A 14,120-nucleotide genomic window follows, 5' to 3' on the forward strand; every position below is an offset into this window, starting at 1 on the left:
GAGAGAAGTTTTTATCTCATTTATTTGAGTTTTTATTCCTCCTCCTAGATTGTTTAAAGTCATTGCGAGTTCGCTTCTCGCCTGTTCTTTAAGGGCTGTTGAGATAGCGTCAATTGCGTCGTTTAGCATAATTACCGTTCTTCTGAATGTTCCCTTATATCCCTGAGGAGCGATATCTCTGTAATCGATACCGTTTTTGGCTGCTTCAATAGATTCTTTTATGTCTCTTTCGAAAGCTTCTAACTGATCTAACAGATCATTTAAAGCCCATGCGGCTTTTGAAGAAGGATCAGAAAGATCGATATGAGTTATTCTGTTTTCAAAATTTCCGTTTGACGCTTCTAATAATATCTTTTCTATTTCTTCTTGAAGATTGCTTTGTTTTGATGAAGATTTTTTATTGTTGGATATAAAAATAAGTAACGTTATTATCAAACCTACCGCTGAAATAACTGCAGACACGTAATCAGCATTGATTCCAGTGTAAATGCCCAGAATTAAAAATATAACCCCGCTTATTGCCGCCAATACTTTATAGTTCATTGATTATTCCTTTTTGGATTTTTAGCATTACTTCGTTAAAACTCATATTGTGTTTTTTGAGCAGATCATCGACTGCTTTCAAACTTCCGTCCATGCCTTCGCTGTTTTCTATGTTGAGCAATGTTCTGTAAAGCGGTTCGATAATAAACTTGAATCCTTCTTTTGGTTTTCTTCTGACCGAATAATATCCGATCATGTTTCCGTTGTTGTCGTATGTAGGCGAAATGTTTGCGAATACCCAGTAATATCCGCCGTCTTTTCTTAAGTTTTTAACATATCCAAACCATTCTTTTCCGTTTTGGATATGATCATAAAGAACTTTGAATGCACATCTAGGCATATCCGGATGTCTTAAAATATTATGAGGCTTTCCTAACAGTTCTTCTTCTTGCCATCCGCTCATTTGAATAAAGATCTGATTACCGTATAATATTCTGCTTTTCAGATCTGTTTTGGATATGATAAAATCTTCTTCGTTTAAAACAACTTCCTTTTCTATAGGAGTTACAGCCGGTTTTTTCATCTTTTCCCCTTTAATTTGATTGCGTCGATGTTATGTTTTGCTATTTCTTCAATATTGTCGAAATTATCGACTAAAAGAACAATTTTAGCATCCAGTAAATAATTATCGGCAATTTTTTGAAAATCTTTTGCATTTTTTATTGTATCACAAAAAATATATTTTGCGCCTAAATTAGTGCAGAAAATCATTTCTTTTACGTTTGATGCAATAACTCCGTAAGGGATATTGTTTATTTTACAAAAATTGTACAGTTCAATAGAAGAATCGCAGTAATGAAAAATGAGCGTGGCGTTATTTGGGGAGTTTTTAATGTCTTCCAATGTGTCGGCATAAAAAAACTCTTCATTGCTAAAAGGTTTTTCAAGAATCAGCATAGCAGTCCTTGCATAAAAGTTTGCCGTTTTTTTCTTTCATTTCTTTTTTCAATACAAAAGTACCGCATTTTTGGCACTGAATAAATTCGTTTTCCTCTTCACTGTTTTTATTGTTTTTAGGCTCGTCTTTCGGTTTTATGAAAAAATAATAAAATCCGAAGCCTATCAGCAGTAATAATATCAGTTTACCCATTGACGTCCTTTAATATTAAATAATTTCTGTGGCCTTTTGAAATGATTTCGGCTTTTAGATTTAAATCTTTCAGTTCGTCCAGTACGCTTGAACCTTTGTATAAGAGTATTTTACCATCTTTTTGAAGGCAGGGTTTTGATATTTCTATAATTTTAGCTGTCGGCATTACTGCTCTTGTTGTTATCAGTTCTACAGGTTTTATGTCTGCATTTTCCAATCTGGAAGGAATAATTTCTACATTTTTCAGACCGAGTTTTATTTTCATGTAATTTAAAAAGGAATACCGTTTTTTAAGAGGTTCTACAAGATACCATTTTGTTTCGGGCATGGCAATTGCCAGAATCAACCCTGGAAAACCGGCACCGGTGCCTATATCAAGTGCGCTTTTCGTATGAATGATTTTATCTAGCGGATACAATGAGTCTTCAATCTGTTCTTGAATTTCCTCTTTTGTTTTGTAGTTGGTAAATTTGTGTACTTTGTTCCATTTTAAAAGTTCGTTTGTAAATATTTTTAATTGCTCATTTTCAACTTTCAATTTTCAATACTCCATTTCTAAAGTTTGTGCCCGAGTTTTTCTTTTTTTGTTTTTAAATAATTTTCGTTGTAAGGATTGGGTTTGATTTTAATAGGTATTCTTTCTATTACTTTTATATTTTTAAAAGCAAATTCTTTTCTTGGGTTGTTAGTGAGTAGTTTTATCTGTTTGATACCGAAGTGGCTGAGTATTTTTTCTACAATAGAGAAATCTCTCATATCGGCTTCAAATCCAAGCTGATGATTGGCTTCTACGGTATCTAACCCCTTATCCTGAAGAGCGTATGCGTTTACTTTGTTAAAAAGACCTATGCCTCTTCCTTCCTGTCTTAAATAAAGTACTATTCCGCCTTTCTCATTAATGATTTTTAACGCATAAGCGAGCTGGTCTCCGCAGTCGCATTTAAGGCTTCCTAGTGCGTCTCCCGTCAGACATTCGCTGTGAATTCTTATATAAGGAGTTTCGGGAAGGTTTTCTGTAAATATAGCTAAGTGCTCTTTATCCCCTTCTTTAAAAGACTGAATTTTAAATGTGCCGTATTTTGTAGGAAGAGTAGCTATTTCAGATATTTTCAAAAACGCTCCTTTTTTTGATAAAATTATACCTTAAAATATTTAATTAAAAATGAGTTGTAAAATCTGTAAATAAAAACCATTATGAATAAAAGGATATAAATTGAGACATTTTTTATGGTTGTGTGATTACACAAAAGAAGAAATAAAAGAGATTATTGAATTGGGTTTTCAGATTAAAAAAGAAACAAAAAACGGCGTATACAAACCGTATTTAAAACATCAGCAGCTTGCCATGATTTTTGAGAAAAGTTCTACACGGACCAGAGTATCGTTTGAAGCCGGAATAAATCAGCTGGGAGGCAACGGGCTGTTTTTAAGTTCGAGAGATATTCAGCTCGGACGAGGCGAGCCTCTTAAAGATACGGCGAGGGTAATTACAAGAATGGTTGATTTGGTGATGATAAGAACATTCGGTCAGGAAAGACTTGAAGAGTTTGCCGAATATTCTAAAGTACCGGTAATAAACGGTTTAACGGATTTATGCCATCCGGTACAGCTTCTGGCTGATTTAATGACAATGATTGAATTTGATAAATTCGATTTTAATTCTCCTGAAAGTACGACTGTCGCATATGTGGGTGACGGTAATAACATGGCTAACTCATGGGCTGTTTTGGCTGCTAAATTAGGATTTTCTCTAAGAATAGCGACACCTCAGGGTTATGAGATTGATGAAAGTATAAGAGTAAAAGCGTTGGAATTTGCAGAAAAATCAGGTGCTAAAATCGAGTTTTTATATGATCCTAAAGCCGCTGTTAAAGATGCGGATGTCGTTACCACCGATACTTGGGTCAGTATGGGACAGGAAGACGAAAAAGAGAAAAGAATAAATGATTTTAAAGGTTTTGAGGTAGATGCCGGGTTGATGAGTTTAGCTAAAAAAGACGCGATATTTTTACACTGTCTTCCTGCGTACAGAGGATATGAGGTTAGCGAAGAAGTTTTTGAAAATCACGCTGATGAAATATTCAGCGAAGCGGAAAACAGATTACATGCTCAGAAAGGATTGATGGTTTGGCTGAAGAAGTAGCAAAAAAACTGAATATAACTGAAAAAACGGTTGTTGAGTGTAAAGATTTTGAAGTGATTGAAGGTAATCTGGACAGTCCTCTTTGGATTTTAATGATTCAAGACAAACTTAAAATAGTTTTGGAAGTTGATGAATATATGAAACTTATGGAAACGCTTAAAAATGTTATGAAAGAAAACTTTGAGCTTAAATTGGAAAAAGCGATATTAAGTGAGTTTCCGGTAGATTATGATGACGTTAAAGCTGTTGTTTTGGAAGAAATGAAACAAAATGAAAACGCGACTATTGATGAAATATTAAATAAAGTAAAATTAGAACATCCTAATCTTTTTTATAATCTGGATTTAGATAAAATCTTCTAAAGGAAAATTTTTTTCCTTTTTGTTAAATTATCCTTGACAAAAAAGTTTTTATTGATTATAATTGCAATGTAAAAAATAATGGAGGTGCCGCATGGCATGTGAAAAAGATACAAAAACAGCAATAAAAGATGAAAAAACAACAAAACCAGAGGAGGTAATTATGGAAGAAATTAAAACACAAGAAGGCGTATTGGTATTAAAAGAAATGCCTGAATTTAAAATGGAAGCATATAATGCGGAAACAGGAAACTATACAGAAGTGTCTAGTGAAGATTACAAAGGTAAATGGACTGTAGTATGTTTTTATCCTGCAGACTTTACATTCGTATGTCCTACAGAAATAGCGGCAATGAATGCAGCGTTACCGTTTTTGAAAGAATTAGACGTAGAAGTTTTAGCGGTGTCAACTGATACAAAATTCTCACACAAAAGATTTGTTGAAACTGAGCCTTTATTAAAGGATCTAAAACTTACTATTGCAGCTGACCCGACTGGTGAAGTTACAAGAAAATTCGGTGTAATGATCGAAGGTGCAGGTCTTGCTCTTAGAGGAAGATTTTTAATTAATCCTGACGGAGTGATTGTTGCTCAAGAAGTTCAAGCTCCGCCTGTAGGTAGAAGCGTAAAAGAATTCTTAAGACAAATTATTGCTCATCAGCACGCATATAAAACTGGTGAAGTTTGTCCTGCAAACTGGAAACCTGGTAAAAAAACATTACCTGTAAACACTGATATTGAGCCAATGACTGGAAATGTTGGAGCTTATGTAACTTTAGCTGATTTAGTAGATGCTGAAGACGTTAAAGAAATGGAAGAAATGGTAAAAGCTTTTAAAGCTTAATTTCTTCCTTTTTTATATTTGAAAAAGTATAATTTCATATATTTTTTCAAATATAAATTATGAAAGGCATTAATGAAAGAACTTAAAACACTGTTGGAAGAATCAAACCTCAAAATAACTCCCCAAAGACTTGCTATTCTTAAAGAACTTGAGAAAAAAGGGCATGCCAGTATTGAAGAAATATATGAAGATATCAGAGATTTTTTTCCTTCCATATCACTGGCTACGATTTATAAAAACATAACTGCTTTAAAAGATGAGAATATAATAAGTGAAATTTGCCTTCATCATAAACCTAAATTCGAAATTACAAAAGAGCCTCATGCGCACTTTATATGTAAAAAATGCGGCAAAGTGGAAGATGTGCCTTTTAGCGATTTAATTAAAGGCGAAATAGAAAAACAGTATCCTGATGCACAGAAAGAATTATATATTTATGGAATATGCAAAGAGTGTAAAAACTGTAAACAGTAATGGTAATAGTTAACCTGATTGCCGATTTTGATCTTCCTTTTGTGTTTTCTTTAAAAGAAAGACGAAAAATAGTCAATTCAATAAAAGATAGACTCAAAAAATTTAACGTATCGGTATTGGATATTTCAGACGAATATCCTAAAGAAGCATCAATAGCTATTATTTTTGCGGCTCATAATGAAAAAATAGCAGGAGAAATAAAAAGAAACATCGAAGAATTTCTTTTTAAAAATTTTCCTGAAATCGAATTTGTTTTTGATGCAGAAATTATTTAAATTTCAATAACCCTTATCATGTTTGTAGTACCTTCTTTTCCGACTAAACTTCCCATTGTGACTATTACTATATCGCCTTTTTTAAAACATCCCGTTTTAATAGCAAGAATTTTAAATTTTTCAATCAGTTTTTCAGGGTTTTTTATTTTAGGAATTTCAAAAAGCGGTTTTACACCCCATACCATATTAAGTTTTCTGCTTGTTTCTCTGCTGTGCGTTACGGCAAAAATAGGGGCTTTAGGTTTATATTTTGCGATGCTTTTTACTGTTGTACCGCTGCTTGTAAAACAGATAATGCCTTTTGGAGATATTCCTCTGCATAGATCGGAAACACTTGCGGCTATTGCGTCTTTATCTTCTATTTCATATTTTTTATAGTAAGGATAGATATTTTGTGTTTCGAGGATTACATTTTTTAAAGTTTCAACCGCTTTTACCGGATATTTTCCGACTGTGGTTTCGTCGCTGAGCATTACTCCGTCGCTTCCGTCCATTACAGCGTTTGCCACGTCGCTTACTTCCGCTCTGGTCGGAAAAGGCGAATTGACCATAGAAAGCAGCATCTGTGTTGCGGTAATTACAGGTTTTTTCAGTTTATTTGCGCGTCTTATAATCTTTTTTTGGATAACAGGCACTTTTTCTATTCCCACTTCTATTCCCAAGTCACCTCTTGCAACCATTACACCGTCACTTACTTCTAATATTTCATCAAGGTTTTCAACTGCCTGTTTTGTTTCAATTTTCGCTATCACCCACGGACTTGCACCGTTTTGTTTAAGTATTTCTTTAGCTTTTAAAATGTCTTTTTTTGAATTTACGAATGAAATTGCCACTATATCAACGCCGTTTCTTGCTCCAAAAGCCAAATCCTTTTCGTCTTTTGGAGTAATGGCGGAAATTTTGAGTTTTGAATGAGGGAAATTTACTCCTTTTCTGCTTGATAAAACACCTTCGTTTTTTACTTCAAGCGTAAGTGAATTGCTGTCTTTGTCTATAACCTTTGTTCTTATGCTTCCATCAGCAAAAAATACATATTCTCCTATATTAACATGGTCTATTATTTCGGGATATGTAAGAGTTAAATCATACAGACTCTCTGGATGTTTTTTTACAAGGCGTATTTTGTCTCCTCTTTTTAATTCTAAAAATCCGTTTATTTCTCCTATTCTTATTTTTGGACCGCTTATATCCTGCAGAATTGCAGTTTTGCTGTCCAGCTGTTTGGATATGCTGCGGATGGTTTTTATAGAATGTCTATGGGCTTTATGATCAGCGTGTGAAAAATTTAGTCTGAATATATCAACACCCGCTTTAATCATCTGTTCGATTTTATCTGATGATGAAGGTCCGAGTGTGGCTACAATTTTTACTTTTTTCATATATTCCCTTTATGCATTGTTGTAATATTATATCAAATTATAAAAAGTAAGATTAAACTTGTATGATAGTATATATGTAAAGGAGGAAATGGGAAGAAATTAATATTTCTTTTTTAAACTTCCGAAGTATGCCACTTCTTCAGCTTTTTTATCTTTATTTAATTCTTCAACAGTGTTGTTTAAATCAATATTTTCTCTTAATTTATCAAGTTCTTCTTCACAATAGCTCATATGCATATCTGCACTGATTATCATAGGCATCTGTTCTATTTTTGAGAGCTTTTCTATTTCTTCTTCAACGGTTTCACCTTCAATTGTAATAATAATTACACCTTTTTCTTTTTCACCGAAATGTACGTCACAGAATTCGCATTCCTGTAAATTAAGCCATACTGCGTCATAATTTTCCGGTCGTGTTTTAACGATAATACTTGAAATGTTCATATTGCTCCTTTTATTTTAATTTCCATATGAGTATTTCTGCCGGAGAAAAACTCAGTATTGTTTTGTCATTTAAAAAAATAATACCGTTTAAAGCCATAGTGTGGCCTTTTAATTTATACAGAAGTTTATTATATATTGAATAAACAGCTATGTCGTTGTTTTCGTCATATTGTAATGCGAATAGCGATGCATCGGGACTTAATGCTGCTCCGTAAGGTAAAAAATTCATTTTCAGCGTTAATTTAGAATAGCCAGTATTGAGATCGTATATTCCAACTCTCATATCGCTGCTGCCGTTAATAACCAGATTTTTTTTAATATCGCAGCTTATTGTTTTGTCTTTGTTGAAACTGTTTATTTCTTTTAGTTTTTTGCCCGTATTGATGTCTACTATTTTTAAAGCGCCGCTTTCATCGCCAAAAACGGCAATATTTCTTTTTTTATCCAAAGCATATGTTGAAAAAACGTAATTTCCTATCTGTTTTCTGTATATGTTTTTTTTATGTTTTAAATCATATAAAATAGCTTCATCGCTTAAGAGGGCGAAAAATATTTTGTTATTGCCAATAAAAGTACCTTTCATTAATGTTTCTTTGGTTGTGAAGATATGATCAAGTTTATGTGTTTTAAAGTGATATATAAACAATACTCTCTTTGCATCCTCACCTTCAGCCAATATCATCAATTTTTGATTATCCGGTGAAATATCAAGCGAGTAAATAGGCATAGAAATCAAATCTCCCATAAAATCATGTATTTTAGGAAGTTTTATTTCATATAAATTTTTAAGAGTTTTAAAATCTTTTATAATTATTTGTCCGTTTTCGAGTCCGGCAATCAGATATTTTTTGTTTAAAGTAACTTTTGATATATATCCGTCGTATGTGATTTTTTTAACCGGTGTCAGTGCAAAAGCAAATATTGCAGTTAATAATATTAATAATTTTTTCATATTTTACCCCTATAGAGTTTTAATTTCTATAGCGTCTGTCGGACAGACGCTTACGCAAAAACCGCAGCCGGTGCATTTATCCAAATCAATTACAGGATTAAACATACCTTTATAAATTATAGCATATTCTTCGCATATATCCTGGCATGAGAAACAGATTGTTTGGTTCCATGCAATGCATTTTTTAGGATTGATTATCATCTGAGCATTTATAGTTTCTTTTTTATTTACTATTGATAATATACCTTTAGGGCAGGCATAGGCACATTCGTCGCAAAAAGTACATCCGGAACTGCTAAAGTCAAGTATCGGATATCCATTTTCAGTATTTATTATTTTTTCTTTACATGCAAGCAAACAATCTTTACTTTCACATTCTAAACATTTTAAAAAATCTTCTTTTTTATCGTAATAAGGAGGATAGACAAAAGATTTAAAAGGAGAGCTTTTTACTCTCCCGAAAAAAGATCTTCTATCCATTACTTTCTTAATGATTCGAATTTGTTTTCTACTACAGGGTTTAATTTAGCCTGAGGCGTATGACAAGTTGTACAGAAATATCTGCTTCCTGCTACTTTTGGTTCTTTTTTGTCTCCTGCAAAGTTGTCAACAAAATGGTCTGCAGGCATAGGTGTTACTCCCATTGCTTTCGCGTTTGACGGCAAGTGGCAGTTTAAACACATATTGTTTCCTACTGTAATTGGAACCATTCCTTTAACACTGTGCGGTATCATTGGAGGCGCAGTAACAAAAGAAGTTTTATAAGTTTTAACTTTTCCAGGAATCGGAGCCTGATTGTTATATTGAATTACTGGCAGATTTTGAGAGTCTGCATTTAAGCTCGCTTCTCTTATTCCTGTAACTTTTACTTCTTTATTTGAAGAAGCGGTTGTTGTTGTCTGACAACCTGTAAATATAAATCCTGCAATTAATGCAGAACTAATTAGTAGTTTTTTCATTTTTTTCTCCTTTTGAGTTAATATAATTTCTTAATGAAAATTTTAGTGCATTATCCTCACACACTTCAATACATCTGCCGCAGTTTGTGCATTCTATCCCGTTAATAAAGCTGTTTTTTTTATCAATTACCGGTGTTAAAACCTGTACTTCCGGGCAAACCATTAGACATTCACCGCAGTTCGTACAGTTGTCTTTATTATGATAAACACGAATTAAACTTTTAGAGCCTATTATGCTGTACATGGCTCCGACGGGACAAATATGACCGCACCAGCCGTTTTTTAAGACAAATGCGTCAAAAATAAAAATAGTTACAAGCCATACCCAGCCAAAACCTACGCTAAAAGCAACACTTCTTGTAAAAATACCGATAGGACTGATAAATTCAAAAGCCGCCGCACCTATAAAAACAGAAGCTAGCAGCAGTACAATCATAAAGATATATCTAAATTGTCTTGTTTTTGTAGGGCTTATTAAATTATCTTTTTCATGATGGGTTTTTTTTCTTACCCATGATGCCAAATCTGTAATCAAATTAACAGGGCATACCCAGCTGCAGTAAGCTCTTCCGCCGATTAAGCCGTAAAAGAATAAAATAATCAGTGTTCCGATTATCAGATCTGCACTTATAGCCGCTCCTGCAAACAGCATTTGTAATACTGCATAAGGATCTGCCAGAGGTATTTTGTCAAACAGTTTTGAAAAACTTAAATTCCCTACTAATATTTTTAATCCCCAAGTATTTGCAGCAAAATATAAAAACAGAATTGTAAGCTGAGATATTCTACGTAAGATCAGATATCTGTGTTTTATTATTGATCCCATGTTACGCCTTGATTAAGATTTTGTATAGCATTTTCTTTGCTTCTTCCGGTTACTGTTTTAGTGTTGGTTGAAGCATTTTTTACTCTTTGCTGATCTTGTTTATCCCAGCCTTTTACATATCTGTCTCCGGCTTTGCCTAACACAACTTCTCTTGGGAAAACTTTAATAGCGGCTTTTTCTGTTACACATGCCTGTTCACACATGCCGCATCCCGTACATGCATCTTCATGCACTACCGGTATTCTGTAAGCGTGTTTACCGGTTCTTTTATTCTGTTTCCATTCTATTGTAATGGCCTTATCCATTTCAGGGCATGCTCTATAGCATGCTGTACACTGTAATCCCCAAAATGCAATACAACTACTTGGATCTATAACTGCAACGCCCATTTTAGCGTAATCGATTGCAACTTCCCCTTTATCATTTTCACACTTTTTAGGTGTAAGAGCACCTGTTGGGCAAGCATACATACAAGGAATGTCGTCGCACATAAAGCACGGCCCTGTCCTTGCGATAAAGTATGGTGTGCCGATAGGCGTACTGTCACCCGGTGCTCCCAATTTTAAGGTAATTATTTCTTTACCATCGATTATTATTTTATTTTCTCTGTTTTTACAGGCATCTACGCATAGTCCGCATCTGATACATGTTTTTAGAAAATCTTTTTCATCTAACGCACCAGGCGGTCTTAACGTCAGTTGCTTGTCTTTGTTCTCTTCAGCAAATCCGGCGACAATAGTGCCTGCAGCCGTAGCCGCAGCACCAGCCTGAATTAAATTTACTAAAAATGAGCGTCTTTTATTATCCATTTATATCCTTAAGCTTTATAAATTTTAACCGCTGCTTTTTTATAGTCAGTTTCTTTACTCATTGGACATGTTGCATCAAGACATACTTTGTTGATTAAGATTTTTTCGTCAAACCAAGGAACGAATACCAATCCTCTAGGAGGTTTATTTCTTCCTCTTGTTTCAACTCTTGCTTTTACTTTACCTCTTCTTGATTCTATTACAACAAGGTCAAATCTTTCAACACCTAATTCTTTTGCGTCTTTAGGGTTCATGTAACATAATGCCTCAGGCATTGCTCTATATAATTCAGGTACTCTCATTGTCATAGTACCACTATGCCAGTGTTCAAGAACCCTACCTGTACATAGCCAGAATTTGTATCCGTCTTTATCGTATCTTGGATCTTCAGGGTGTACCATAAACGGTCTGAAGAATATTTTGGCTTTGTTAGCAAGGTGGATTTTACCTTTGCTTGCAATAGGATGTTGCAAGTTACCGATTTTAATTGTTTTTAGTAACGGTCCGTAGAATGCAAATTTTTCACCAGGTTTAGCGTATTTTCTTGCATACGGGTCGTATGAAGTGTTAAATCTCCATTTAGTTTCTTTACCGTTAACTACAGGCCATCTAAGTCCTCTTACTTTTTGATAAGTATCAAATGATGCTAAGTCGTGACCGTGACCGATACCAAATTTTCTGTATTCTTCCCATAATGCTTTTTGAATGAAGAATCCGTAACCTTTCCATGGTTTACCGTCTTGTCCGATAATTTCTCTTCCGTCTCCTGCAGCTTCAGTGTTAGGATGAAGTTTTCCTGTACCAGGGTTTTTAGCAATTGGATCCGGCCATGGGAAGTTTTTGCGGTATTCAGGTCTGTTGAATAATACGTCAAATAGAGTATCGTCAGGACTGTAACCCATAGCTTTAGCTTCTTCTAATACGTCTGGAAGAACTGTTCCATTAGGAAGTTTCCATTCATGCCATACTTCTTTTAGTTTGAATCTTTTTGCAAATTCAGCCATTGTCCAGATATCAGTCATTGCCATACCCGGTGCAACAACCTGTTGTCTCCAGTGCTGAGTTCTTCTCTCTGCGTTACCGTAAGCTCCCCATTTTTCATAGATCATAGCTACAGGAAGAATTAAGTCTGCAACTCTTGCAGAAACACCAGGATAACATTCGTTAACTACAATAAAGTTATCCATTGTTCTGGCCATTTTTAACCAGTGGTTTGCATTTGCAGTATTTTGCCATGGGTTGTTTACGTGTACCCAAGCCCATTTGATTTTGCCTTGTTCCATGTCTCTCATAATTTTAACAAAGTGGCTTCCGACTTTAGGATTTAATGTTCCGTGAGGTAAATGCCATAATTTTTCAGTAATTTTTCTGTGTTTAGGATTTGCTACTAATAAGTCTGCCGGTAATCTGTGTGCGAATGTACCAACTTCCCTTGCAGTACCACAGGCACTTGGCTGTCCAGTTAATGAGAATGCGCCATTTCCAGGAAGTGACTGTTTACCAAGCAGTAAATGAACCATGTAAACTATTTCGTTGATCCAGCTTCCTCTTACGTGCTGATTGAATCCCATAGTCCAGAAAGATACTACTTTTCTGTTTGGATCACAGTAAAGGTCAGCAAGTTTTTGAAGTTTAGTTTTGAAGCTTTCTAATGATTCGTCAGGATCGCCTTTTGCTACTTTAGCAACATAATCTAAATTATAAGGTTCAACCGCTTTTTTGAATTCTTCAAATGTGATTTGCCAGTGGAAGAACGGTGCTTTACCTTTTCTATGTTTCATTTCCATCATTTCGCCGGCTTTCCATTTACCGATCGGGCTAAGAGCAACCGCTTCTTCTTCTGTTACTACTTTTGCAGCCTGTTTTTTAATAGTCTGCATTTCTTTATTAGAATATCCTAGTTTTTCCGCAACACTAGGTTCTCTCATACCGTAACCTGTATCTACTGTACCAGTTGCGAATATAGTGTGTTTTTTAACGAAATCCCAGTTTACTGCGTTTCTTTTTAAGATTTCTCTACCAATGTAGTTCATAATAGCAAGGTCTGTATTAGGTCTGAAAATAATTTCCATATCTGCAAGGTTTGAACATCTGTTTCTGTATGTTGATAGGTTTACAACTGTATATTTATCAGGGTTGTTCAGTTTTGCATCAGATACCCTTGACCATAAAATTGGATGCATTTCTGCCATATTTGCACCCCATGTTACAACAGTATCAGTAATTTCGATATCGTCATAACATCCTGCAGGTTCGTCAATACCGAATGTTTGATAGAAACCTACAACCGCACTTGCCATACAGTGTCTTGCGTTTGGATCGATGTTGTTACTTCTCCATCCGCCTTTTACTAATTTAACAGCTGCATAACCTTCTTGGATAGTATATTGTCCTGAACCGAATACCGCTACTCCGGTAGGACCTAATTCATTATAATATTTTTTAAACTGTTTTTCCATCTCATCGAAAGCTCTTTTCCAGCTTACAGGTCTGAATTGACCGTTTTTATCAAACTCGCCTTTATCGTTCATTCTAAGTAAAGGCTGAGTAAGTCTGTCTGCACCGTACATAATTTTTGCATTAAAATAACCTTTAATACAGTTAATACCTCTGTTGACCGGACTCTCAGGGTCACCTTTAACCGCTACGATTTTACCGTCTTTTACTGCTACCATAATACCGCATCCGGTACCGCAGAAACGACAAACCGCTTTATCCCACTGCCATCCGGCCTGAGTATTGTCAGCTGCCGCTTTTGCTTCGCTAGGAATTGAAATTCCGACTGCTGAAGCCGCTGCCGCCGCTGCTGTTGTTTTTAGAAATTCTCTTCTATTCATTGACATAAGCACTCCTTTTAAGCTTTTTACATAGTAATAATACAACTTTTTTCTTTAAATTTTACTTTTTTTTGACAGTTAGCCTTAAAAAAGGCACATTATTGGCACTTTTAAATTCGATTGATGTCTTATTTGAGTAAGATTTTGAGTAAATTTTTATTAACTTTTTTTAGTGCCGGATAAAAT

At 34.7% G+C, this 14,120-nt stretch carries 18 protein-coding genes; 5 read left to right on the forward strand and 13 right to left on the reverse strand.

Translation table 11 applies throughout. The features are described 5' to 3' along the window. Positions 1 to 532: 532 nt before the first annotated feature. From C3L23_RS02810 to ribA, 5 genes are read right to left on the reverse strand one after another with little or no spacing between them, the layout of a single operon-like run. Positions 533 to 1,066 carry a PAS domain-containing protein gene (locus C3L23_RS02810; RefSeq protein WP_127679642.1) on the reverse strand — a complete coding sequence of 178 codons (534 nt, stop codon included), beginning with the start codon at positions 1,064 to 1,066 and terminating at the stop codon, positions 533 to 535. Then, positions 1,063 to 1,440 (reverse strand): hypothetical protein, encoded by a 378-nt coding sequence (locus tag C3L23_RS02815; RefSeq protein WP_127679643.1) that lies wholly within the window; start codon positions 1,438 to 1,440, stop codon positions 1,063 to 1,065. Before C3L23_RS02815 ends, C3L23_RS02810 begins: the two co-directional genes overlap by 4 nt. After that, a complete protein-coding gene (locus C3L23_RS02820; protein WP_127679644.1) occupies positions 1,427 to 1,633 on the reverse strand; it encodes an LIM domain-containing protein in 207 nt (68 codons plus the stop codon). Before C3L23_RS02820 ends, C3L23_RS02815 begins: the two co-directional genes overlap by 14 nt. Next, positions 1,626 to 2,171: a 16S rRNA (guanine(527)-N(7))-methyltransferase RsmG gene (gene rsmG / locus C3L23_RS02825; RefSeq protein WP_127679645.1), complete on the reverse strand. Its 546-nt coding sequence runs from the start codon at positions 2,169 to 2,171 to the stop codon at positions 1,626 to 1,628. Before rsmG ends, C3L23_RS02820 begins: the two co-directional genes overlap by 8 nt. 17 nt (positions 2,172 to 2,188) lie before the next feature. Further along, a complete protein-coding gene (gene ribA / locus C3L23_RS02830; protein WP_127679647.1) occupies positions 2,189 to 2,746 on the reverse strand; it encodes a GTP cyclohydrolase II in 558 nt (185 codons plus the stop codon). 100 nt (positions 2,747 to 2,846) lie between these two features. On the opposite strand from ribA, the gene argF reads away from it, so the two are divergent. From argF to C3L23_RS02855, 5 genes are all read left to right on the forward strand, one after another. Beyond that, positions 2,847 to 3,776 carry an ornithine carbamoyltransferase gene (gene argF / locus C3L23_RS02835; RefSeq protein WP_127679649.1) on the forward strand — a complete coding sequence of 310 codons (930 nt, stop codon included), beginning with the start codon at positions 2,847 to 2,849 and terminating at the stop codon, positions 3,774 to 3,776. Beyond that, a complete protein-coding gene (locus C3L23_RS02840; RefSeq protein ID WP_127679651.1) occupies positions 3,761 to 4,138 on the forward strand; it encodes a DUF2603 domain-containing protein in 378 nt (125 codons plus the stop codon). Before argF ends, C3L23_RS02840 begins: the two co-directional genes overlap by 16 nt. 91 nt (positions 4,139 to 4,229) lie before the next feature. Then, positions 4,230 to 4,979, forward strand: coding sequence for a peroxiredoxin (locus C3L23_RS02845; protein WP_127679653.1), 750 nt, complete (start codon positions 4,230 to 4,232; stop codon positions 4,977 to 4,979). 72 nt (positions 4,980 to 5,051) lie between these two features. Beyond that, on the forward strand, positions 5,052 to 5,453 hold the full coding sequence (locus tag C3L23_RS02850; RefSeq protein WP_127679655.1) for a Fur family transcriptional regulator: 402 nt from the start codon (positions 5,052 to 5,054) through the stop codon (positions 5,451 to 5,453). Next, positions 5,453 to 5,728, forward strand: coding sequence for a DUF503 family protein (locus tag C3L23_RS02855; RefSeq protein WP_127679657.1), 276 nt, complete (start codon positions 5,453 to 5,455; stop codon positions 5,726 to 5,728). Before C3L23_RS02850 ends, C3L23_RS02855 begins: the two co-directional genes overlap by 1 nt. Here the strand turns inward: C3L23_RS02855 and pyk are convergent. From pyk to napA, 8 genes are all read right to left on the reverse strand, one after another. Further along, complete coding sequence (gene pyk, locus C3L23_RS02860; RefSeq protein ID WP_127679659.1) at positions 5,725 to 7,107, reverse strand: pyruvate kinase; 1,383 nt, start codon at positions 7,105 to 7,107, stop codon at positions 5,725 to 5,727. The two genes, C3L23_RS02855 and pyk, sit on opposite strands and share 4 nt — an antisense overlap. Positions 7,108 to 7,206: 99 nt before the next feature. Next, positions 7,207 to 7,551 (reverse strand): chaperone NapD, encoded by a 345-nt coding sequence (locus C3L23_RS02865; RefSeq protein WP_127679661.1) that lies wholly within the window; start codon positions 7,549 to 7,551, stop codon positions 7,207 to 7,209. A 10-nt stretch (positions 7,552 to 7,561) separates the two neighbouring features. After that, positions 7,562 to 8,503, reverse strand: a complete 942-nt coding sequence (locus C3L23_RS02870; RefSeq protein WP_127679663.1) for a nitrate reductase — start codon at positions 8,501 to 8,503, stop codon at positions 7,562 to 7,564. A gap of 9 nt (positions 8,504 to 8,512) precedes the next feature. Next, the gene (locus C3L23_RS02875; protein ID WP_127679665.1) at positions 8,513 to 8,983 is read right to left on the reverse strand and encodes a 4Fe-4S dicluster domain-containing protein; all 471 of its coding nucleotides are present in this window, start codon (positions 8,981 to 8,983) and stop codon (positions 8,513 to 8,515) included. Then, positions 8,983 to 9,462, reverse strand: coding sequence for a nitrate reductase cytochrome c-type subunit (locus C3L23_RS02880; protein ID WP_127679667.1), 480 nt, complete (start codon positions 9,460 to 9,462; stop codon positions 8,983 to 8,985). The genes C3L23_RS02875 and C3L23_RS02880 overlap by 1 nt, the downstream gene beginning before the upstream one ends. Beyond that, positions 9,443 to 10,288 carry a quinol dehydrogenase ferredoxin subunit NapH gene (gene napH / locus C3L23_RS02885; protein ID WP_127679669.1) on the reverse strand — a complete coding sequence of 282 codons (846 nt, stop codon included), beginning with the start codon at positions 10,286 to 10,288 and terminating at the stop codon, positions 9,443 to 9,445. The genes C3L23_RS02880 and napH overlap by 20 nt, the downstream gene beginning before the upstream one ends. Beyond that, positions 10,276 to 11,097: a ferredoxin-type protein NapG gene (gene napG, locus C3L23_RS02890; RefSeq protein ID WP_127679671.1), complete on the reverse strand. Its 822-nt coding sequence runs from the start codon at positions 11,095 to 11,097 to the stop codon at positions 10,276 to 10,278. The genes napH and napG overlap by 13 nt, the downstream gene beginning before the upstream one ends. 8 nt (positions 11,098 to 11,105) lie before the next feature. After that, positions 11,106 to 13,940, reverse strand: coding sequence for a nitrate reductase catalytic subunit NapA (gene napA / locus C3L23_RS02895; RefSeq protein WP_127679673.1), 2,835 nt, complete (start codon positions 13,938 to 13,940; stop codon positions 11,106 to 11,108). Positions 13,941 to 14,120 lie beyond the last annotated feature (180 nt).

The organism is Nautilia sp. PV-1, assembly GCF_004006315.1.
Classification (GTDB): Bacteria; Campylobacterota; Campylobacteria; order Campylobacterales; family Nautiliaceae; genus Nautilia; species Nautilia profundicola_A.

Excerpts from the sequence above, each read along its gene's own strand:
- C3L23_RS02810 (WP_127679642.1), bottom strand. The coding sequence starts at position 1,066 with ATGAAAAAACCGGCTGTAACTCCTATAGAAAAGGAAGTTGTTTTAAAC.
- C3L23_RS02815 (WP_127679643.1), bottom strand. The coding sequence starts at position 1,440 with ATGCTGATTCTTGAAAAACCTTTTAGCAATGAAGAGTTTTTTTATGCC.
- C3L23_RS02820 (WP_127679644.1), bottom strand. The coding sequence starts at position 1,633 with ATGGGTAAACTGATATTATTACTGCTGATAGGCTTCGGATTTTATTAT.
- C3L23_RS02845 (WP_127679653.1), top strand. The coding sequence starts at position 4,230 with ATGGCATGTGAAAAAGATACAAAAACAGCAATAAAAGATGAAAAAACA.
- C3L23_RS02850 (WP_127679655.1), top strand. The coding sequence starts at position 5,052 with ATGAAAGAACTTAAAACACTGTTGGAAGAATCAAACCTCAAAATAACT.
- C3L23_RS02855 (WP_127679657.1), top strand. The coding sequence starts at position 5,453 with ATGGTAATAGTTAACCTGATTGCCGATTTTGATCTTCCTTTTGTGTTT.
- pyk (WP_127679659.1), bottom strand. The coding sequence starts at position 7,107 with ATGAAAAAAGTAAAAATTGTAGCCACACTCGGACCTTCATCATCAGAT.
- C3L23_RS02865 (WP_127679661.1), bottom strand. The coding sequence starts at position 7,551 with ATGAACATTTCAAGTATTATCGTTAAAACACGACCGGAAAATTATGAC.
- C3L23_RS02870 (WP_127679663.1), bottom strand. The coding sequence starts at position 8,503 with ATGAAAAAATTATTAATATTATTAACTGCAATATTTGCTTTTGCACTG.
- C3L23_RS02875 (WP_127679665.1), bottom strand. The coding sequence starts at position 8,983 with ATGGATAGAAGATCTTTTTTCGGGAGAGTAAAAAGCTCTCCTTTTAAA.
- C3L23_RS02880 (WP_127679667.1), bottom strand. The coding sequence starts at position 9,462 with ATGAAAAAACTACTAATTAGTTCTGCATTAATTGCAGGATTTATATTT.
- napH (WP_127679669.1), bottom strand. The coding sequence starts at position 10,288 with ATGGGATCAATAATAAAACACAGATATCTGATCTTACGTAGAATATCT.
- napG (WP_127679671.1), bottom strand. The coding sequence starts at position 11,097 with ATGGATAATAAAAGACGCTCATTTTTAGTAAATTTAATTCAGGCTGGT.
- napA (WP_127679673.1), bottom strand. The coding sequence starts at position 13,940 with ATGTCAATGAATAGAAGAGAATTTCTAAAAACAACAGCAGCGGCGGCA.